The sequence below is a fragment of the Kribbella sp. NPDC051770 genome (assembly GCF_040681455.1).
GTDB lineage: Bacteria > Actinomycetota > Actinomycetes > Propionibacteriales > Kribbellaceae > Kribbella.
Map to the genome: position 1 here is coordinate 193037 of NZ_JBFAYT010000005.1, position 20726 is coordinate 213762.

Genomic DNA, 20726 nt, shown 5'->3' on the forward strand with positions numbered 1-20726 from the left:
CAACCACTCCCCTCCCCCGCACCGCCCAGATCCCGCTGGCCGCGGGTCGAGAAGAAGCGGCAGGGTCGGGAGAGCAACAGCTGAAGCTCGACGAACAGGTGCGAGCCACGGGCTGCGCTGGGCCGACCGAGCGGTAGCAGGGCGCGGCGCGAGGCCGGCATCCGCCGAGGCGAGCGAGTACGCCGGCGGTGCATGCGGCCCGGCGTACGGCGAGTGGTGCGAGGCCGGCCAGTACGGCGAACGGCGCGCCGAGGACGGGCGAGCCTGCAGGTCGCGAGCGGCGGATGGGATCAGGCCAAGGAGCGCGCCGGGCGAGGCGAGGCCGGCACACGGCGGCGGTCGCGGATGGCATGAGGGTGCGCGAGGCAAGCGGCCCGGCAGCGCACGCGGTGCGGCGGGGCAGCTGCCGCCGACCCCACGAGGCGGGTGGGCCGACCAGGCAGCGAGGCGGATGGCGTGCAGCACGCGGTACGGACGATGGCGCGAGACCGGGCTATGCGACGGGTGGCGTGGGGCTAAGCGGTAAGGCGGGGTGCTGCGCGGCAGCTGCCGCCGGCCACACGAGGCGGGTGCGGTGACCAGGCAGCGAGGCGGATCGAGCGAGGCCGCGGTGCGCGGAGGACGAGGGCCGGGCGGGTGCGGCAGGTGGGTTAGGTCGGCGCACGAGGACGGCGTACAGGCGCATCAGTCGCACAGCACAGCCCGTACGGCGGCCGCTGCGAGGCCAAGCGGATCGGCGGGCGGTACGGCGGCGTGCTGCGAGGCCTAGCGTCCGGCAGGGTGCCGCGACGCGGATGGCAGCTGCCTCCGTCGCGCGACGCCGGTGCGGTGACCAAGCCGCAAGGCGGATGGCGTGAGGCACGCGGTACGGCCGATGGCGCGAGGCAGGGCCGTGAGGTGGATGGCCTGGGCCTAAGCGGTACAGAAGGTCAGGTGAGGCCGGCGTACTGGCGGCGGGACGGCGTACGAGTACGAGGACGGCGAACGGACGCGAACGCCAGGGAGTACGGCGGATGCCGCGGGGCCAACGGGTCCGGCGTGGCGGGCAGGTGGAACGGTTGATGCCGAGCCGCCGACGGCGAGCTGCTGCAGGCCGGTCGCGCGAGGCAGGTGGGGTGACCAGGCGGCGAGGCGGGTGGCGTGCGGCATGCGGAACGGCCCATGGTGCGAGGCTGGGCGGTCGGGCGAATGGCGCGAGGCCGGCACGTGGGGACGGCAAACGGAGGCGTCGGGCGCGCACGGCAGGCGGTACGGCGGGTGGTGTTACGTCAGGTGGTGCGGCTGTCGCATGCGGCCGGCCGATGCGCGGGACGGCGAGCGGGCCGGCGGTCGCGAGCGGCCGATGGCATCAACGCCAAGCAGCACGCTGGGTGAGGCGAGGCGGCACACGGCGAGCGATCGCGCATGGCGAGCGGTACGTCGATGGCGGAGGACAGAGTGGCGAATGGGCAAGTCCAGGTGATGCGGCGAGTGAGCCGAGGCCGGCGAGTGCGCGAGGCATGCGGGGTGAGCCGTGGCCGGAGAGTGTGGCGAAGCAGGCGGTGCGGCGAGGCGGCCTACGGGGACGGCGAGCGGCGCGAACGGCAGGCGGCCTACGGGGACGGCGAGCGGCGCGAACGGCAGGCGGCCCGCGGGGACGGCGAGCGGCGCGAACGGCAGGCGGCCCGCGGGGACGGTGAGCGGGAGCGAACCGCAGGCAGCGCGGCCGCAGGCGCGCGGCCAGGCGGTGCGGCGAGGGATGAGGTCAGACGGGTGCCGCGCGCCGGATGGGGCGGTGGCGAGGGAAACCGAAAGCGGCCGCGGGCCGGGTGGGCAGGTGGCGAGAGCCGAAGGGATGCCGCGGGAGGGGTGAGCTGGGCCGAGGGTGGGCCGTCGCGTAGCGGGATCCTGCGGGAGAGGCGCGCTGGGCCGAAGGTGGGCCGTCGCGTAGGGAGTACGGGCCGATGCCGGCGCCCGGGCGTGCGAAGGACCCCGGTGGATTGGCGGGCCGGGGTCCTTCGGGGGCGGGTGATGAGGCCGCCCGGTTGGGCGGCTTGTGGGGAGGAACGGGGGGCCTCGCCACAAGCCGGGTCGGGTCAGCTGGCTTGCATCCAGGGTTGGGCCAGGACTGACTGGGGGTCGGAGTACTTGGGGAGGGGGGCCTGGGTGGTGATGTGGAGGCTTTCTTCTACGAGGGTGTAGAAGGTTTCGACCTCTCGGATCAGGTCGTCGGCCTCGCGGGTGGTGACGGCTCGTTCCAGGCCTGCTTCGGCGGCGGCTCGTTGGGCGGCTCCGGCGGCGAAGAAGGTGGCCCATTCGGTGAACTCGGGGGCTACTTCGGACAGGAGGACCCAGGCGTTGCGCTGGACGCGGCGGCGGGGGCCGGAGCGGACCGGGCGGGCTCGGACGGCGAGGACCGCGGCGGCCAGGCGGAGGGCTGCCACGTGGGCGGTGGAGTACCGGATCAGGTGGTCGCTGGTGTCGCGGGCCTCGGCCAGGGCGGCGCGGGCGCGGGAGAGGTCTCGGGTCGCCGAGCTGGCGGCGGCCGGGGACACCGGTGAGACGGTCATCGGTGACTCACCCTTTCGACATCGTCGGAGTTCGTGGTGCGGGGGTTGGGCGGCTGCCCCTGGTCGAGGGCCGGCTCGGTGCTGGTCAGGCGGATCAGGCGGGACAGGGTCATGCGGCGCTCACCCGTTCGAGTTGCCAGCGGCCGGAGTTGGGGTCGTGGGCGAGGTCGAAGAGCTCGCGCGGGGCGTGGCGGCCGGCGCCGGCTTCCACGCGGAAGACCGTGCGGCGCGGGCCCCAGTCGGCGTCGAGGACGCCGACGGCGGCGGAGCTGGGTGAGGTCGAGCCGGGCGTGGAGCCGGCCGCTGCAGCGGAGCCGCGGGCAGAGGAGCCAGGGGCCGTGGCGCCACGGGTCGTAGAGCTGTGGGCGACAGAGCTGAGCGGGGCCGTGAAGTGGTCGTGGGGAGCGGACGTTGCGCCGACGCCTTGACCGATGATGCCGCGCTCCCACCAGGCGGCGGTCTCGGTGTGGTGGGACCGGATCGCGCAGACCAGCCAGAGGCGGCCGTGCCAGAGGAACTGTTCCGGGGACTCGATGCCGTCCACGACGCCGGAACGCACCTCAACGGCTTCGTCGAACTCCCACATCATCCATCGCCTCCTGTGCGCCAACGTCTTCGGCCGGGTAGCGGCCCGGTGGGTGGGCGCCGGGTGGGGGTCGAGGTCCACCACGGCGCCCGGCCCACCGGGTCCGCCGGTCACCGATGCGGCCGCAACTCCGCACCGGAGCCGAGCAGCTGTGCCGATCGCCGCGCTGCGGGCTCCCGACGAACCCGGGTCCGAGGCAATCGAACATCTGTTCGAACACTCACAGCGTAGCCTCGCCCGCCGACAACCGTCAACGGGCCGTAAGCCCCGGCGCGTCCCGCTCGGCGCCGCGCCCGGCCAGACTGGAGCCACCCCTCCCGGGGCACCACTCCCCACCGGTCGAGCGAGAGCGAGAACGTCGATGAGGTCCCACCGCAAGGCGATCGGCATCAGCCTGGTCGCCGGAGCAGCGGTCGTCGCGGCGGTGGCGTTGCCGCTCTTCCAGCCGTGGCGGTTGTTCACCGACACGGTCGTGGACGAGGCGCTGCCAGGCGCCGTTCCGAGCACTGCTCCGTCTCTCATGCCCCCATCCTCCAAGGCGCCACCGACAATTTCCGGCGAGCGACCGAGCAGCAGCACGCCGAGCACTCCCACGGCCCTCGGCCGGGGCACCTTCATCACCCACGAGCACGACACGACCGGCACCGTCGCGATCGTCCGGCTCACCGACGGCCGCCGGATCCTGCGCCTGGAGAACCTCAGAACCTCGGACGGCCCCGACCTCGAGGTCTGGCTGAGCGACGCGAAGGTTGTCGAGGGCAAGGCCGGCTGGCACGTGTTCGACGACGGCAAGGCAACGAGTCTTGGCCAGCTCAAAGGCAACCAGGGCAGCCAGAACTACGTCATCCCCGACGACGTCGACCTCACCGACTTCAGCAGCGTCTCGATCTGGTGCAACCGGTTCAATGTCTCGTTCGGCGCCGCCGAGCTGAAAACCTGATGCAGCACAGGGGTTTCGCCTCCTAGGCTCGGGACGCATGACGGCCTTCACCTCCGCGCGCGACCTCAGCCGGAGCTTCCACGACGACGTGGTCCGCCCCCTGCTCACCAGTACGCCGTACGCCGCCGGCCTGCTCGGCTGGGGCTCCGACGTGCTCGGCTACGACACCGCCCGGTCGATGGACCACGGGTGGGGCCCGCGGCTGCAGGTGTTCGTCGACGCCGACCAGGTCGACCAGGTGAAGGCACTGGTCGAGCAGAGCCTCCCGGATGAGTACCAGGGGCACCCGGTGCGCTTCGGGTGGGACACCCAGCAGCCGATCCACCACATCACCGTGACGACCGTCGCTGACTGGCTGATCGACCTGCTGGGCTTCGACGCGAGCCAAGAGATCAGTACGCCGGACTGGTTGGTCACCCCGCAGCAGAAGCTGCTGGGCATCGTCGCAGGCCCCCTGTACGCCGACGACGGCCGGCTGCGACCAGTGCGCGACGCACTCGCCTGGTACCCGCAAGACGTGTGGCTGTGGATGCTGGCCTGCCAGTGGTCGCGGATCGCACAGGAGGAGCCGTTCGTCCAGCGCACGTTCGAGGTGGGTGACGAGCTCGGCTCCCGGGTGCTGACGGCGCGGCTGGTGCGGGACGTGATGCGGCTGGCGCTGCTGCAGGAACGCAAATATGCGCCCTACTCCAAGTGGTTCGGTACGGCATACAGCCGGCTGGGCGGCACGGACGAACTGGACGAGGTGCTGGCCAAGGCGGTCGGGGCGCCACAGCAGGAGGACAGGGAGACAGCGCTGGTTACCGCATATGAGGTGGTGGCCCGCAGGCACAACGCGCTGGGGGTCACCGACCAGGTAGATACCACCGCCCGGCAGTTCCACGAGCGCCCGGCCATGGTGCTCGGAGCAGAGCGCTTCGTCGACGCCTGCCTCAACCAGGTGAAGGACGAGAACCTCCGCAGCCTCCCGCTGGTCGGCTCGGTCGACCAGTTCGCGGACAACACCGACCTGTTGAGCAACCCGGCCGCCTACCGGCGGCTGCGGCACATCTACGAGCAGTAGGGTCGCGAACGTGAGCACTCATCCCAACGTCCAGCGCGTCGCCGACGCCCTGGCGGCGGCCGGGGCGACCGGCGAGATCCGCATCCTCGACGAGGCGGTCCCCACCGCGGCTGCTGCCGCGGCGGAGCTCGGCTGCGAGGTCGGCGCGATCGCCAACAGCCTGATCTTCGACGGCGACGGTACGCCGGTGCTGATCCTCACCTCCGGCGCGCACCGCGTCGACACCGCCAAGCTGGCCGCCGAGCTCGGGCTGACCAAGCTCAAGCGGGCCACGCCGGAGTTCGTCAGGCAACACACCGGGCAGGCGATCGGCGGCGTTGCACCGGTCGGGCACCCGGCGCCGGTGCGGACGCTGGTCGACACCGCGCTCGAGCAGTACGGCGAGGTGTGGGCCGCGGGCGGCATCCCGCACTCGATCTTCCCGACGACGTACGACGAACTGCTGCGCGTCACGCAGGGGACGCCGGTCGTCGTCAACTAACCGCAGGCAGCCGGAATCGCCGACCGCAGAAACCGCCGCGTCAGATCAGCCCGGTGCAAACGCCAGCTGAGCGACCGGTCAACGGCGCCGCCGTACCGGCGATGGTGGATGTCCTGAACCACGGCGGCCGGAGCACCCAAGGCAGGCAGGCGCTGGAGCGCAGCCTGCTTGGTGATCAGCGTGCCGGTGCGCAACGTCGTCTCGGCGCGAGCGAGCGTGACCATCGCGAGATCGACCCAGATATCCCGGAGCCACGGACGGCGCTTACGGGTGACCGGCTGCCAGAAGGTGAGCAGGTCGCGCCGGACGAAGGCCGCCAGCTCCTCGTCGGTCGTTGCTGGGAGCAACGACGAGGGAACAGGCCCGAAGAGCGAGAGGTCACCGAGCGAGAGTTCGCGGCGGGCCACCGGCGAAACCGGGCGGGTGAAATAGCGCTCCTGCGCGAACGTCGGGTGCCGGAGCCTGGCGTCGGCGAGTGAGTCGGCAGGAACGTACGTGCAGTGCAGGCGGCGCCCCACCGGTGAGGTCAGCGGCCGGTGGATCGCCTTGACGGCGGCGGGTTCGACCGGGCCCGAGGTGACACAGACCAGGTCGAGGTCGCTCCGCGACGCGACGAAATCGCCGAGGGCAAGGGAGCCGTGCACCCAGACCGCCTGAGCCGGCAACAACGCGGTGGACGCGACGAAGCCGTCCAGCAACTGCTGAACGGCTTCGTCGGTCATCAGGAGATCAGATCGCCGGACGCAGATCCACGTCCGCGGCCCGCACGTACGCCATCCGGTGCCCGAACCAGATCTGGTAGTACCGGTCCTTCCCGAGCACCTGCACGTGATCCGTCGGCGGCTGCCCGTCGAACGTCGTCGCCCGGTAGTAGTCGGTCTCGATGTTCGCATCGCCGACCGGGTAGGCCTGGCCCGCGAGGATCGAGTACTGCAGCGGCGTCACCGTCTGGTACGGGATGCCCGCCGGGTACGCCGCCTGCTCCGGGTACGCGCGCCCGTAGACCGGCACCGACGTCTTGCCCGCCTTCGGCTTCACCACGAGGCCCGGCTTGGCGAACGCGTCCGGCGCCGACGCCGGGCTCTTGAACCAGGCCAGCGCGCCCAGGTACCAGACCGCCACCCAGTCGCCGGAGCGCTGCGCGACGACGTACTGCGAACCAGCAGCTGCCCGCGCGCCGATGTCGGAGACCTGCGTCGTCGACGCCGAGGAGCCCGGCCGCAGCCCGAGGTCCTTGACCAGCGGCGCCGCGTCGTCCGGCGCCTGGCGCAGGTAGACGAAGTTCGTGCCCTGCGGCGCGCACGTCGTACCGGCTCCGGTGCAGTCGGTCACGACCTGCACGTTGGAGGCGAAACCAGGCTTCACGGTGACGATCGATCCGGCCCGGACGGGGAAGATCTTGTGCCCGTAGATCGGCGCGCCGAGCAGGTCGAAGTAGTGCTCCCAGTCCCAGTACGGTCCCGGGTCCCAGTGCATCCCGGCGACCGTCGACGGGATCGTCCCCGGCACCTGGTCGTGCCCGATGATGTGCGCGCGATCCAGCGGAATGTTGTTCTTCTTCGCCAGGTACTTCACCAGCCGCGCCGAGTTCCGGTAGAGCGCCTCGGTGTACCAGGTCGCGCCCTGGGCCGCGAAGCCCTCGTGCTCGATCCCGATGCTGTGCATGTTCACGTACCAGTTGCCGGCGTGCCAGGCGACGTCGTCGGCCTTCACGTGCTGCCAGGTGTGCCCGTCCGACGAGCGCATCGTGTACTGCCAGCTCACGTACGTCGGGTCCTGCACCAGGTTGAGCGTGCCCTGCCAGCCGCCCTCGGTGTCGTGGATGACGATGTAGTCGATCTTGCCGGTCTTCGGCCGGTTGGCCAGGTCGTGGTTGCCGTAGTCGGTCGCCGCGTCCCCGGTCTTGGCGTACGGCGCCGGCAGCGACTCGCAGGCCAGCCCCGCCGGGCACTCGACCCCGGCCGAGTCCTTCGCACCGGCGGCCAGCTTCAGGCGGGAGAGCTGGCCGCGCTCAGGCGCGGCGGCGACGGCCGGCATCGACACCTGCTGCCCGACGTTGGTCGTCCTGGAAGCGCCCCGGGCGAGGACCGCGTAGACGTCGTCAGCGAACGCGGACGCGCCCACCTTGTTCGTGGCGCCGGAGTAAGACGCCACAGCGGCGTACCACTCAGCAGGAGACGTAGCAGCACCCACCGGAAGCCCCAGCGCCTTCTGGTACGACGCCAGCACCGCAGCACCGCCTGCCACGTTGGCAGCGGCGTCGTTGCGCAGTGCCGCCGGGTCCAGCCCGGTCAGGTCGGAGGCGGTGTACAGCGTGCGCAGCGAGTCACCCTTGGCGAGTTTCTGCCCGGCCGAGCGCTCCACCAGTGCACTGGGGTCGGCAGCGGTCAGGTGCATCGGCCCGTAGCCGCCGGACGTGCTCGACGCGCCCTGGTGGTCGTCCCACCGGGTCTCGGCGTACGAAACGGCCAGCAGGACCGGCTCCGGTACGCCGTACTGCTGCGCGGCCGACTGGAACGCGGCAGCCAGGCCCGGAGCCGGTGTGGACGCGGCGGCCGGAGGGCCGCTGGTCGACACGCCGAGCGCGGCGACAGGCAGCGCCAGCGCGGCCAGTGAGGCGAGTATCTTCGGACGACGACGCATGTTCGTGCTCCCTGATCTGGAAGGCTGGGCGGTCACGCAGACCGGCAACCTGTTCACTCTGGGTCCGGGCCCTGCAGATGTCAACGGTTTACCAAAACTCGCGGCACAAGGTTCGTTACTGACCGCGACCGAGTTCGGAGCCACTGTATGGAAGCGTTGCCGTTGGCCTTCACGTCGGGCTGGGCGAGCGGGATCAACGCCTACGCCTGCGTGCTCGTCCTCGGGCTGCTCGGCCGCTTCGCCGACGTCGACGACGTCCCGACCGCGCTGACCTCCAACGGCGTGCTGATCGCGGCCGGCGCGCTGTTCCTGGTCGAGTTCGTCACCGACAAGATCCCGTACGTCGACTCCGCCTGGGACACCATCTCGACCGTCATCCGGCCCACGGTCGGCGCGATCATCGCCGCCCTGATGGCCGGTCAGGCCAGCAGCCTCGAGCAGGCCTTCGTCGCGACCACCGGCGGCGTCGTCGCCCTGGTCTCGCACCTGGTGAAGTCGAGCCTGCGGCTGGCGATCAACACCTCGCCCGAGCCCGTCACCAACATCGCCGCCTCCTCCGGGGAGGACGTCGCCGTGCTCGGCGTCGTGTCGCTGGCCGCCTTCCACCCGACCGCCGCGCTGATCGTCGCCGCGGTGCTGCTGGTGATCGGCCTGATCGGTGTCTACCTCGCCCTGCGCGCGATCCGCCGCGGGCTGGCCAGGTTCCGGGCCTGGCGCGAACGCCGTACGAATCCAGCGACTGGGAGCAGCACCCTCTGATGTCCCGCGTGATCGTCATCGGGGCCGGCCTCGCCGGTCTCGCCACTGCCGTCCGTCTGGCCAAGCTCGGCCACCAGGTCACCGTCTGCGAGGCCGAGGACCGTCTCGGGGGTGCACTCGGCCGCGTCGAAGCCGACGGCTTCAGCTGGGACGCCGGAGCCGCCAGTACGACGTTGCCGGCCGCGCTGCGCGACCTGTTCCGCAAGTCCGGCCGCCCGATCGAGAGCCTGGTCCAGCTCGACCCGGTGACCACCCCGCGCCGGCACCTGTTCGGCGACGGCTCGGTGCTGGACCTCCCGGTCGGCGACCGCGCGGCCCAGCTGGAGACCTGGACCGACCTGGCCGGTGAGAAGACTGCCCAGGCCTGGACCGGTCTGGTCGACGGCTACGGCGAGACCTGGCAGATCCTCCGCAAGACCTCGCTGGAGCCGCCGCTGATGGACCGGCTGCCGCTGCCTGCGATCCGCGGACTGAAGCCGTGGCAGTCGCTGGACCGCGTCGCCGAGCGGCACCTGGACGACGACCGGGCGCGCGCCGTACTGCGGTACTACGCCACGCAGCAGGGGTCGGAGGCGCGCCTCACACCCGGGTACGTCGGCGTCTGGTCGTACCTGGAGCGCACGTTCGGCCGCTGGACGGTAGCGGGCGGCTTCGCCGCTGTGGCCGACGCGCTGGCCCAGCGGGCAGTCGAGCGCAAGATCGACGTCCGCACCGACGCTGAGGTCGCAGCAGTGTCCAGCAACAACGGTGTGGTGACCGGAGTGCGGCTGGCCGACGGCAGCGAGCTCCCGGCGGAGGTGGTGGTCAGCGACGTCGACCCGCGCGTCCTCTACACCCAGCTGGTCAGCGACCCGGCTGCGAAGAAGCTGCGCAAGCAGGTCGAGAAGACCCACCAGGCGCAGGCGGCGTACGTCGTACACCTCGGTCTGCGTGGACCAGTGCCGGAGCTGCCGTTCGAGACCGTCCTGCACGGTACGCCGACTGTCACGGTTCGTACCGGCGGTACAGCTCCCGCCGGGCACACCGCCTGGTCGGTGCTGGTGCACGGCTACCCCACCGACGACGTGGTGGACCTGCTGGTCGCCCGCGGGCTGCACATCCGGGACAAGGTGGTCAGCCGCCAGACGTCCGCCTCCTGGTGGACCGGTGTCGCCTGGGAGGGCTACAAGACCGCCGCCCGGCGAGCCGGGAACGTGTCGCCGGTCAAGGGCCTGTACTGCGTCGGCGCGGGCGCCCACCCGGGCGGCGGCGTAGCGGCGACGACGCTCGGCGCGGCCATCGTCGCCGACGCCGTCGGTAAGGCGTGATCAGGCAACCTGAGACCTCCCCTGGGGTCGTCCGGATCCGCGCACTAAGATTGATCGTTCATGTGTTCCGTGTCGGGGGTAGCTGCCCCGGCAGTAGAGAGGACCCCGGTGGACCAAACCCCCACGTCACCCGATCCCGAGTCGGTCGAGAGGGCTGAGCTGGAGGCCGAGCAACAGCACGTCGACCGGGTCTACGACCGGGTCGAGGCTGCTTCGGCGTCGGCGTCCCGGATCGCGGTCGAGGGTCACCAGCGGGCCCAGGCGCAGAACGTCGGCCGGGTCCGCGAGGAGGAGCAGACCGGGCTGTACGAGCGCGACGTCCTGGTCTTCGCGGCGGCCCGGCGGATCGCCGAGCTGGACGCCGAGCACGAGGGCCTGGTGTTCGGCCGGCTCGACTCCGACGGCGGCGACGACCAGCCGGCCGCCGAGCGCGCGGCCGACCTGGAGCACCTGTACGTCGGCCGGATCGGCGTCCGCGACGCCGAGTACGAACCGCTGGTGATCGACTGGCGCGCCCCGGCCGCCGAGCCGTTCTACCGCGCCACCTCGACCGACCGGCTGAAGGTGGTCCGGCGCCGCGTGCTGCGCAACAAGGGCGCCAAGATCATCGGCATCGAGGACGACCTGCTGGCCCCCGACCGCGCGCCGGAGGACCTGCCGGTGATGGGCGAGGGTGCGCTGATGGCGTCGCTGTCGCGGGCCCGTGGGCACACGATGCGCGACATCGTGGCGACCATCCAGGCCGAGCAGGACCAGGCGATCCGGGCTCCTGCTCGCGGCGTCACCGTGATCGGCGGCGGGCCGGGGACCGGCAAGACCGTCGTCGCGCTGCACCGGGCGGCGTACCTGCTGTACTCCGACCGGCGCCGCTTCGAGCGCGGCGGCGTGCTCGTGGTCGGGCCGTCGGCGGCGTTCATGGCCTACATCGAGCGGGTGCTGCCGAGCCTCGGCGAGAACACGGTCTCCCTGCGCGCGGTCGGCGAGCTCGTCGACGGCGTCCGGGCGACAGCGATCGACGAGGCCGACGTGGCCGCGATCAAGGGCTCGCTGCGGATGCAGGGGCTGCTCTCGCGGGCGGCCCGGGACCGGGTGCCGAACGCCCCGACCACGCTGCGCGTGTTCGTCGGCGGCGGCACCATCGAGCTGGACGCGAACCAGCTCGACAACGTCCGCCGCAACGCGCTGCGCCGTACTCCGCGCAACCGCGCCGCGTCCGAGGCCCGCAAGGGACTCGTCGCCGCGCTGTGGAGCCGCTTCCCCGAGGACCTGCGCAACGGCCTGTACGCCGACCGCGAGTCGTTCGGCGACCAGGTCACCGACCTCCCGGCGTACCGGACGTTCTTCGCGGCCTGGTGGCCGGTGCTGACGCCGCAGACCGTGCTGCGCTGGCTCGGCGACGCGCGCCGGCTGACCCGCTGGGCGCGGCACGACCTGACCCCGGCCGAGATCGAGACCCTCGCGGCCGGGATCGCCGGCACCGACGAGATCACCGTCGCCGACGTCGCGCTGCTCGACGAGCTCACCCACCTGCTCGGCCGCGCGCCGGTCGCCGAGGCGGGCAAGGACGAGGAGTTCGACTGGCTGGAAGGCCTGTCGGACGGCGTCAACGAGGTGCTCACCACGTCGGAGCGGCGCGCCCGCGCGATCGCGGCGGCCGAGGCCGACGAGCCCGAGGAGTACGCGCACGTGCTCGTCGACGAGGCCCAGGACCTGTCGCCGATGCAGTGGCGGATGGTCACCCGGCGCGGACCGCAGGCGAGCTGGACGATCGTCGGCGACCCGGCGCAGAGCTCCTGGCCGGACCCGGACGAGGCCCGGACCGCGATGGAGACGATGCTGTCGCACCTGCAGCGGCACACGTTCCGGCTGTCCACCAACTACCGGAACTCCGCCGAGATCTACGCGTTCGCCGGTGAGGTGATTCGGCAACAGATCCCGGACGCCGACCTACCGGACGCCGTACGGCGTACTGGTGTCGAGCCGGAGCACCGGATCTTCGACGCCGGCAAGGTCGCCGAGGCCTCGGCCGACGCGGCCGCCGAACTGCTCGACCTGGTCGAGGGCACGGTCGGCGTCATCGTCCCTCCGAAGCTGCGCCCGGCCGTCGACGCGGTCCTTGCCGAGCTCAACGATCCCCGGATCGCGGCGCTCACCCCGCTGGAGTCCAAGGGTCTCGAGTACGACGCGGTGGTGGTGGTCGAACCGGACCGGATCGTGAGCGATACCCTCGGGGGTGTCCGCGCGTTGTACGTCGTACTCACGCGTGCCACCCAGCGGATGATCACCGTCAACAGCACCACCCACTGGCTGCCCGCCCGCGCCTCCTGAACGGAAGGTAGTCGGGCGCTTGAAGAAGGCCGTGGCGATCGTCGTCACTGTTGCGTCTCTGACCGCACTGGTCGCCGGGCTGTCCGGCCCGGCGACCGCGACGACGCTGAAGTGGGGTGAGTGTCCCGAGGGCGTCCCGCGACAAGTTGCCTGTAGCAAGCTTCAGGTGCCACTGGACTACGCGAAGCCGGCCGGGCAGCAGATCACGCTGACGCTGTCGGCGATCGGCAGCCTGAGCGCGAAGCACTTCATGCTGGTCAACCCGGGCGGCCCGGGAGCGTCGGGGCTCGGGACCGAGCAGATGGTCTCCGCGAACCTTCCCGAAGCGGTGGCCGAGCAGTACGCCGTGTTCAGCTTCGATCCGCGCGGCGTCGGGCTCAGCAGTCCCGTCGACTGCGGTGACCTGTCGGACCTGACTCCGCACCCGGCACTCCCCTACCGGCCGGCGAACGCCGCGCAGGAGCAGAAGCGGATCTCGCTGGCCCAGCAGGTCGCGGCGCGCTGCGGCGACAAGGCCAAGAACCTGCTGCCGTACATCACCACCGAGAACGCCGCCCGCGACATGGACCGGATCCGGATCGCACTCGGCCGCGAAAAGATCGACTACCTCGGCTACTCGTACGGCACCAAGCTCGGGGCGACGTACGCGACGCTGTTCCCGCAGCACACCGGGCGGATGATCCTGGACAGCGTCGTCGACCCGATGGTCAGCACCTACCGGACGGCGTACGAACAGAATCCGGCGCTGCAGAAGCGCGCGCAGGCGCTGTTCACGTGGACGGCCGTGCGGGACAGCAAGTACCACCTCGGCAAGACCCGGCTCGCGGTCGCCAACGCCTTCGACGAAGTACACCGGAAGTTGTCGGCCAAGCCCGCGGGCGGCCGCGCCGGCAGCGCCGAGCTGGACGATCTGCTTGCCTCCAGCATGTACATCGACGACTCCTGGGACGGCATCATGCAAGCCGTCGCCGACTACCGCTCCGGCAACCCGGAATCCTTGCTTGCAGCAACCGATCAGCTCGCGTCCCAGTCGGTCGACGTCGGCCAGCTCGCCTACAACTGCATGGACCGCGGCTGGCCCCGCAACTGGCGCCAGTGGCACAACGACACCGCCGCCTCCAACGCCTCCGCTCCCCTCTTCGCCTGGCTCAACACCTGGTACGGCGCGCCCTGCGCGTTCTGGCCGGTCGGCCCGGCCCGCGAGATCCGGATCGGCTCCGTCGAAGTCCCCCCGATCCTGCTGCTCCAGGGCAAGACCGACGCGGCCACCCCCGCGATCGGCGCCCTCCGCATGCGCCAGGCCCTGAACGGCTCACGGCTGCTGGTCGACGGCGGCGGCAACCACGCGTCGTACCTGTTCCAGAAGAACCCGTGCATCGACAAGCGTGCCGAGCAGTACCTGCTCACCGGCGAGCTCCCACCCGACGGGATGTGCCCGGCACCTGCCCCGGCGGAGTGACGGGGTTGTACGGTCTGCTGATCCGTGGCATTCAGGGAGGCAGGCAACGTGAAGCCGACGCTCGACGACATCGCGCGAGCAGCAGGAGTTTCGCGGGCGACCGTCTCCCGGGTGGTGAACGACGTGCCGGGCGTGACCGGCGCGGTGCGGCAGCGCGTCCGTGACGTCATCGCCGAGCTGGGCTACGTGCCGGACGAGACCGCCCGCGCGCTGGCTCGGGGCCGGCAGTCCGCCGTCGACGTCGTCGCGGCGACCCCCGACCCGGCCGGTGTCGGCCAGCTCGGCACGCATCCGTACTACAGCCGCGTGCTGGCCGGCGTCATGGGCGCGCTCGCCGGCCGCGACGTGCAACTGCGCGTGCACGCGGTGACTCCGGACGCCTCCGAGGAGACGGTTGACCGGATCGCACAGCGTGCGTCGGTCGGCATCGTCCTCGCCGACGGCTCGCCGGCCCTCGCCGTACGGTTGCAGCAACAGTGCCGCCGGGTCGTGTCGCTGGTCGCGACCGCGAGATCCGTAGCGGCGATCGAGGCCGAGAACCTGGACGGCGCGTACGCCGCGGTGAAGTACCTGCACCGGCTCGGCCGCCGGCGGATCGCCGAGATCCCTGGTCCAGCTGACGTCTCGTGCGGTGTCGACCGCCGCGCGGGATACCTGAGGGCCGTCGCGGAGCTCGGGCTCGACGACCTCAGCGCCGCCGGTGGGTTCACTCGCGAGGCCGGCCACCGCGCCGCGCACGAACTGCTCGAGCGGTATCCCGACCTCGACGCCCTGTTCGTGGCCTGCGACCTGACCGCCGCGGGAGCCGTCCAGGCGATCACCGAGACCGGCCGCAGCGTCCCGTACGACGTGAGCGTGATCGGCTTCGACGACAGCATCGCCGCGGTCTGCTCGAACCCGCCGCTCAGCACCGTGCGGATGCCCGTCGAGGACATGGCCGCGGCGGCGACCCGGTTGCTGCTGACCGACTCGGTCCGCGCCGGTCATCGCGAGCGCTTCCCGGTCGAGCTGGTCCTGCGCGGCAGTACGACGGAACGCGGCTGACCTCTCCCCGCGTTGCTGGTCCTGAAAGCGCTCTCGCCTCTACGGTTCGAGCCGCACGTGCCCATGACCACGCGGAGGCTCCCCATGACGCTGCCCGAATCGGCTCCGGCCACTGCTGCCGAGGTCTCCGCGCTCCGGCTCACCGCGCGCACTCCGCTCTACCGCGGCGCCACGCTCGCGATGTTCCTCTCCGGCCTCGGCTTCTCCGCCGCCGCGCCGCAGATCGCCTCGTTCCTCGTCAAGGACCTCGGCGCCTCCCTGACGGTCGCCGGCCTGTTCTACCTGACGAACCTCACCGCGCCGATCGCCGGCTACCTCGTCGGCGCCCGCTCCGACCGCACCGGCAGCCGCCTCGGGCTGTTCCGGATCTGCGCCGTCGTCGGCTTCCTCAGCTGGACCGCCGTCGCGTTCTCCACCCAGCTGTGGATGCCGTTCGTGATCAGCGCCGTGGTCGGCGCGTTCGGCGGCGCCGCGATCTCGCAGCTGTTCGCCGCTATCCACGACGAGACCCGGGCGCATCCGACGCCGTACGACGACAGCGTCGTCTCGATCATCCGGATGGCACTGACCGCGGGCTGGGTAGTCGGCCCGGTCGCGGGCGCCTTCCTGGCCGCCCACACCTCGCTCCGGGTGATGCTGTTCGCGACGGCGGTCGCCACGCTCGCGCAGATCGTCCCACTCGGCTTCCTCCAGACGCCGGCCGCCTCGTCGCCCGACCAGCCGGCCGAACCGCACCACCGCCCGAGTCTCCCGGCGATGCTCCCCCTGCTCACGTTCACCGGCCTCTATGTCCTCGTGTACGCCGGCGAGTCGATCAAGTACGCCTACCTACCGATCTACATGGCCGACGAACTGCACTTCCCCGCCGGACTCAGCGGCGCCGTCATCGGTATCCAGCCGCTGGTCGAACTGGCCCTGATGCCCCTGGCCGTCGTCGTCGCCCGCCGGATCGGCATGCTGCGCCTGATGGTCCTAGGCGCCGCGTTCGGCGTCGGAGCGAACCTCTGCTTCGCCCTCACCGGCACCGCCGCCGGCCTCTTCGCCGGCCAAGCCCTGATGGGCGGGGTCTGGGGCATCTTCGCGGCCCTCGGCATCATCGTCGCCCAAAACCTCCTCCCCGGCGCCGTCGCCACCGCCTCAGCGATCTTCCTCAGCTCCACCGCCATCAGCTCAGCCCTCGGCGGAGCCACCGGCGGCCTCGGCGCCGCAGTAGTCGGCCTCCCCCACGTCTTCCTCTTCCCAGCAACCTTCACCCTCCTGGCCACCCTCGGCCTGGCCCTGATGAGCCGATCCGCTGCTCAGCCCCGTGGGATGACGTAGGAGACCAGGTCGCAGTCGTCCGGGGACAGGTCGGACCAGGCGGACGTGTGGTGGAGGATCGTCAGGCCGCTGGTGGGGTACTTCTTGGTGAGCTCGACGCGTTCGGGGCTGGTGCCGGCCAGGGCGAGTTCGTCGGCCAGCCAGGGGATGCCGGGGGCGTGGCCGATGAGGACGACCGTGCGGGCTTCCGGGAGGGCCTCCTGGACGACGTCGAGGAGGCCGTCGGTGTCGGCGTTGTAGATGCGGCGGTCGTACCAGAGGTCGGTGGTGGTGGCGCCGGCCTGGGCGGCGTACTCCCAGGTTTCCTTGGTGCGGATCGACGGGGAGCACAGGACCAGGTCGGCTTCGATGCCTTGGGCAACCAAGTACCGGCCGGCCGCGGCGGCGTCGGCGCGGCCTCGGGGGGCCAGGGGGCGGTCGATGTCGGACATGGTCTCCGGCGGGACGGCCTTCGCGTGCCGCAGGAGTACCAGCGTGCGGTCGATCACCAGGTCACTCGGGTCAGCCATCTGCAAACCCTAGCCCGGCGGGGCGGGCGCGGTCAGCCAGCCGGAGCGCCCGTGTCAGCTGACCGTCGTGCCCTGGAGGTTCAGGAAGACCTGGCGGGTCGCGGTCGAGCGGTTCAACGTGATGAAGTGGATGCCCGGCGCACCACCGTCGAGGAGCTTCTCGCACAGCTCGCTGGCGATCTCGATGCCGACCGCGCGGACATCGGCCGGCTCGTCCTCGACCGCGTGCAGCCGGTCGGTGACCGACGACGGCAGCGCCATACCGGTCAGCTCGGCCATCCGGTGGATCTGCTTGATGTTCGTCACCGGCATGATGCCGGGCAGGATCGGAATGTCACAGCCCAGAGCAGCAGCCCGCTCCACCAGCCGGAAGTAGTCGTCGGCGCCGAAGAACATCTGCGTGATCGCGTAGTCCGCGCCCGCCTTCGCCTTCTCGGCCAGCACTCGCGCGTCGAAGTCGAGGTCGGCGGCCTCGGGGTGCTTGTCCGGGAACGCCGCGACGCCGACGCAGAAGTCGCCCAGCGACCGGACCAGCTCGACCAGCTCGATCGCGTGGTTCAGACCCTCCGGGTGCGCCACCCACGGCTGCCGCGGGCCGCCCTGGGGATCGCCACGCAGCGCCAGCACGTTCCGGATGCCGGCACCGGCGTACGCGCCGATCACCGAGCGCAGTTCGTCGCGCGAGTGCGCGACCGCGGTCAAATGGCCCAGCGGCGTCAGCGACGTGTCCTGCGCGACCCGCTCGGTGACCCGGATCGTGCCGTCACGGGTCGTACCGCCGGCGCCGTACGTGATCGAGACGAACGACGGCCGCAGCTTCTCGATCTCCCGGATCGAACGCCACAGCACCTCTTCCGCCTCCGGAGTCTTCGGTGGGAAGAACTCGAACGAGAAGGAACGGGCGCCCGTCGCGAGCAGTTCGCGGATCGTCGGCGTGCTGCCGGGAAGCGTCGAGGGGTAACCGTTGGCCATCCTCCAAGCCTACCGGGGCGTGGCGTCACGCAGGCGCTGGACTACCCTCCGAGACGTGCATGCCGACGCAGACATCCCGACCGAGATCCAGCGCACGCTGACCGCGTTCCTCGACATCCAGGAGCAGCGGCTGGCCGAGCTCGGCCCCGAGCTGGCCGAGCAGGTCCAGGCCGCGCGGGACGCGACCAGTGGCGGCAAGCGGCTGCGGCCGTCGTTCTGCTACTGGGGCTTCCGGGCCGCCGGCGGTGACCCGGAGCGGCCGATCCTGTCCGCCGCCGCGAGCCTGGAGATGCTGCACGTCAGCGCTCTGGTGCACGACGACGTGATGGACTCCTCCGACACCCGCCGCGGCGCACCGGCCGCGCACAAGCGGTTCGAGGCGCTGCAGCGGGCCCGGGCCGAGGCCAGCGGTGTCGGCGGCGACCCGGTCAGCTTCGGGATCGGCGCCGCGATCCTGCTCGGCGACCTGTGCCTGATCTGGGCCGACGAGATGCTGCACACCTCCGGTTTCGACGCGGCCTCGCTGGCCCGGGCGTCGAAGTTCTTCGACGCGGTCCGGGTCGAGGTGACGGCGGGTCAGTACCTCGACCTGGTCGCGCAGGCCAGTGGCAAGTCCGACCTCGATCTCGCTCTGCGCGTACTGCGGTACAAGGCGGCGACGTACACGGTCGAGCGGCCGCTGCACGTGGGCGCCGCGCTCGGTGGCGCGGACCAGCACCTGATCGACTCGCTGTCGGCGTACGGGCTGCCGCTGGGTGAGGCGTTCCAGCTGCGCGACGACCTGCTCGGGGTGTTCGGCGACCCGACCGTCACCGGCAAGCCGGCCGGGGACGATCTGCGCGAGGGCAAGCGGACCGTGCTGGTCGCGCACGCGGTCGACCACGCGTCGCCGGTGCAGCTGGCCGAGTTCGAGCGGCTGTTCGGGCGGCCGGACCTGGACGACGACGAGATCCAGCTGCTCCGCGAGATCCTCCAGGACAGCCGGTCGGTGCAGGCCTGCGAAGACCTGATCAGCGAGCGCACGGCCGAGGCGATGGAAGCCCTCGACCGCTCCCCCATCCAGGACGAGACCTCCCGCAAGGCGCTCGCCGACCTCGCGATCGCGGCGACGTCCCGGCACCTCTGAGCGGCTACGACGTCGTGACGATCATGTCGATCAGCCGCAGCAGGTCGGCGGTCACGTCGAGGTCGCCGAGCACGATCACCTTCAGGACGCCGCGACTCTCGTCGTAGGCGACCTCGACCCGGAGCCGGCCGATGCCGCCCTGGTTGATCGACGCGGTCACGTACGTCGAGATCCGGTCGGCCGCGGGCCGGTCGACGCCCTCGATCTGGACGATGCTCGACACCTCGGCGTGCCGGGACGCGATCTGACCGGTCGCCGCGGCGACCGGCGTCCCGGTGAACTCCTCGAGGTCCTCGCGGGTGATCCGGTACTGCTTGCCGATCCGGGTCGCCTTCAGCTTGCCGTCGCGCACGTAGTTGCGGATCGTCCGCACGTGCAGCCCCAACTGCTCGGCGACCTGCTCGACCGAGTACAACTCCTGGCGCATCTCGATTCCTTAGAATTCCCTATAAAGTCCGCAATAGGTACTCATAGGGTAGTTTAGGTACATGACCTACCGATCCTCCGTCGGCCAGTCCATCGTGCACGAGCGCTACCGCGCCGAGCTGGCGGACTGGCCGGTTCCCAGCGACCAACGCTTCGTCGACACCCGGCAGGGCCCGACCTTCGTCGTGTCCAGCGGCCCGGCCGAGGCGCCCCCGCTGGTCCTCCTGCACGGCTCCGCCGGTACGACGCTCGACTGGGCGTACGACGTACCGGCCTGGGCCGAGCACTTCCGCGTGCACGCGATCGACGGCATCAGCGAGCCCGGCCTGAGCGCGTCGCCGCGCCCGGCGATCGGCTCCCCGGCGTACGCCGAATGGCTGGACGACGTGCTCGACGCGCTCGACATCGACGAGTTCTCGATCGTCGCGCTGTCGCTCGGTGCCTGGTTCGCGCTCGACTACGCGACCCGTCGGCCGGGGCGAGTCCTGAAGATGACGCTCCTCGCACCCGCCGGGTTCAGCCGCCAGAAGATCCTGCCGCTGCTGCCCGCGCTGGCGGTGCGGCCGTTCGGGACCTGGGGAGTGCGCAAGGCCGTCTCGATGGTGATTGGACCGCTGCCGGCCGGGTTCGACTGGGACAAGGCCGCGTTCCAGCTGCTCGTGCAGACGCACTTCGAGCCGCGGCGGGTGAAGCTGCCGGTCTTCACCGACGAGCAGCTGGAGAAGCTCGACCTGCTGGCGATCGTCGGGAGCAAGGACCACATGCTCGACTCGGCCGGTACGGCACGACGGCTGCCCGGGCGGTCGGTGGTCGTCGAGGGCGCCGGGCACCTGCTGCCGTCGCAGGCCGAGCGGGTGCTGGAGTTCCTGCGATGAGCGTGTTCGTGAACCAGCAGCCGTTGGGCACGCTGCAGGACGCGATCGACCTGATCGGCGACGCGTCGTACCACCATCAGGCGTCGTGGGTCGCGATCCGGGTCGAGGACCTGCCGGCGGCGTTCTTCGTGCTGAGCAGCGGGGTGGCCGGGGAGATCGTGCAGAAGTTCGCGCAGTACGGGATGGGGCTGGCGGTGGTCGGCGACGTCTCGGCGTACGAGGCAAGCAGTACGCCGTTCCGCGACTGGGTGCGGGAGAGCAACCGCGGGTGGCAGCTGTGGTTCGTCGCGGACGTCGAGGCGCTAGCGACGAAGCGGCGGGAGACCGGGCGCTAGATTG

Annotated in this window: 19 protein-coding genes; 12 read left to right on the forward strand and 7 right to left on the reverse strand. The window is 71.3% G+C overall.

The annotated features are described in order from the left end of the window. Positions 1-2075: 2075 nt before the first annotated feature. Positions 2076-2549: an SAV_6107 family HEPN domain-containing protein gene (locus tag AB0M01_RS18685; protein WP_363670946.1), complete on the reverse strand. Its 474-nt coding sequence runs from the start codon at positions 2547-2549 to the stop codon at positions 2076-2078. 109 nt (positions 2550-2658) lie between these two features. After that, positions 2659-3138 (reverse strand): DUF6504 family protein, encoded by a 480-nt coding sequence (locus AB0M01_RS18690; RefSeq protein WP_363670948.1) that lies wholly within the window; start codon positions 3136-3138, stop codon positions 2659-2661. A gap of 358 nt (positions 3139-3496) precedes the next feature. Here AB0M01_RS18690 and AB0M01_RS18695 point away from each other — a divergent pair, with 358 nt between their 5' ends. The 3 genes from AB0M01_RS18695 to AB0M01_RS18705 are packed head-to-tail and all read left to right on the forward strand — an operon-like array spanning position 3497 to position 5619. Continuing rightward, positions 3497-4075, forward strand: a complete 579-nt coding sequence (locus AB0M01_RS18695; protein ID WP_363670950.1) for a DM13 domain-containing protein — start codon at positions 3497-3499, stop codon at positions 4073-4075. A gap of 37 nt (positions 4076-4112) precedes the next feature. Then, on the forward strand, positions 4113-5138 hold the full coding sequence (locus AB0M01_RS18700; protein WP_363670952.1) for a DUF4037 domain-containing protein: 1026 nt from the start codon (positions 4113-4115) through the stop codon (positions 5136-5138). Between the two features lie 10 nt (positions 5139-5148). After that, a complete protein-coding gene (locus AB0M01_RS18705; protein WP_363670954.1) occupies positions 5149-5619 on the forward strand; it encodes a YbaK/EbsC family protein in 471 nt (156 codons plus the stop codon). On the opposite strand, the gene AB0M01_RS18710 is transcribed toward AB0M01_RS18705, so the two are convergent. Both AB0M01_RS18710 and AB0M01_RS18715 read right to left on the reverse strand, forming a co-directional pair. Next, entirely contained in the window at positions 5616-6341 is a 726-nt protein-coding gene (locus AB0M01_RS18710) for a hypothetical protein (RefSeq protein WP_363670956.1), read from the reverse strand. The two genes, AB0M01_RS18705 and AB0M01_RS18710, sit on opposite strands and share 4 nt — an antisense overlap. A 7-nt stretch (positions 6342-6348) precedes the next feature. After that, positions 6349-8262, reverse strand: coding sequence for a peptidoglycan recognition family protein (locus tag AB0M01_RS18715; protein WP_363670958.1), 1914 nt, complete (start codon positions 8260-8262; stop codon positions 6349-6351). Between the two features lie 147 nt (positions 8263-8409). On the opposite strand from AB0M01_RS18715, the gene AB0M01_RS18720 reads away from it, so the two are divergent. The 6 genes from AB0M01_RS18720 (at position 8410) to AB0M01_RS18745 (ending at position 16479) form a co-directional block, all read left to right on the forward strand. Then, positions 8410-9021 (forward strand): DUF4126 domain-containing protein, encoded by a 612-nt coding sequence (locus AB0M01_RS18720; protein ID WP_363670960.1) that lies wholly within the window; start codon positions 8410-8412, stop codon positions 9019-9021. After that, entirely contained in the window at positions 9021-10328 is a 1308-nt protein-coding gene (locus tag AB0M01_RS18725) for an NAD(P)/FAD-dependent oxidoreductase (protein ID WP_363670962.1), read from the forward strand. The genes AB0M01_RS18720 and AB0M01_RS18725 overlap by 1 nt, the downstream gene beginning before the upstream one ends. A 108-nt stretch (positions 10329-10436) precedes the next feature. Continuing rightward, positions 10437-12656: a UvrD-helicase domain-containing protein gene (locus tag AB0M01_RS18730; protein WP_363670964.1), complete on the forward strand. Its 2220-nt coding sequence runs from the start codon at positions 10437-10439 to the stop codon at positions 12654-12656. A gap of 19 nt (positions 12657-12675) precedes the next feature. After that, positions 12676-14115, forward strand: coding sequence for an alpha/beta hydrolase (locus AB0M01_RS18735; RefSeq protein ID WP_363670966.1), 1440 nt, complete (start codon positions 12676-12678; stop codon positions 14113-14115). Between the two features lie 24 nt (positions 14116-14139). Next, positions 14140-15159: a LacI family DNA-binding transcriptional regulator gene (locus AB0M01_RS18740; RefSeq protein ID WP_363670968.1), complete on the forward strand. Its 1020-nt coding sequence runs from the start codon at positions 14140-14142 to the stop codon at positions 15157-15159. Between the two features lie 84 nt (positions 15160-15243). After that, entirely contained in the window at positions 15244-16479 is a 1236-nt protein-coding gene (locus tag AB0M01_RS18745; RefSeq protein ID WP_363670970.1) for an MFS transporter, read from the forward strand. On the opposite strand, the gene AB0M01_RS18750 is transcribed toward AB0M01_RS18745, so the two are convergent. Both AB0M01_RS18750 and metF read right to left on the reverse strand, forming a co-directional pair. Continuing rightward, positions 16458-16988 carry a histidine phosphatase family protein gene (locus AB0M01_RS18750; RefSeq protein ID WP_363670972.1) on the reverse strand — a complete coding sequence of 177 codons (531 nt, stop codon included), beginning with the start codon at positions 16986-16988 and terminating at the stop codon, positions 16458-16460. The two genes, AB0M01_RS18745 and AB0M01_RS18750, sit on opposite strands and share 22 nt — an antisense overlap. 54 nt (positions 16989-17042) lie before the next feature. Next, the gene (gene metF / locus AB0M01_RS18755; RefSeq protein ID WP_363670974.1) at positions 17043-17960 is read right to left on the reverse strand and encodes a methylenetetrahydrofolate reductase [NAD(P)H]; all 918 of its coding nucleotides are present in this window, start codon (positions 17958-17960) and stop codon (positions 17043-17045) included. Between the two features lie 55 nt (positions 17961-18015). Between metF and AB0M01_RS18760 the strand changes: the two genes are divergently transcribed. After that, on the forward strand, positions 18016-19086 hold the full coding sequence (locus AB0M01_RS18760; RefSeq protein ID WP_363670976.1) for a polyprenyl synthetase family protein: 1071 nt from the start codon (positions 18016-18018) through the stop codon (positions 19084-19086). A 4-nt stretch (positions 19087-19090) separates the two neighbouring features. Here AB0M01_RS18760 and AB0M01_RS18765 read toward each other — a convergent pair whose 3' ends face one another. Beyond that, positions 19091-19513: a helix-turn-helix domain-containing protein gene (locus AB0M01_RS18765; RefSeq protein ID WP_363670978.1), complete on the reverse strand. Its 423-nt coding sequence runs from the start codon at positions 19511-19513 to the stop codon at positions 19091-19093. Between the two features lie 61 nt (positions 19514-19574). On the opposite strand from AB0M01_RS18765, the gene AB0M01_RS18770 reads away from it, so the two are divergent. Then, the gene (locus tag AB0M01_RS18770) at positions 19575-20387 is read left to right on the forward strand and encodes an alpha/beta fold hydrolase (RefSeq protein WP_363670980.1); all 813 of its coding nucleotides are present in this window, start codon (positions 19575-19577) and stop codon (positions 20385-20387) included. Then, positions 20384-20722 carry a DUF4180 domain-containing protein gene (locus AB0M01_RS18775; RefSeq protein WP_363670982.1) on the forward strand — a complete coding sequence of 113 codons (339 nt, stop codon included), beginning with the start codon at positions 20384-20386 and terminating at the stop codon, positions 20720-20722. Before AB0M01_RS18770 ends, AB0M01_RS18775 begins: the two co-directional genes overlap by 4 nt. The last annotated feature ends 4 nt before the right edge of the window (positions 20723-20726 follow it).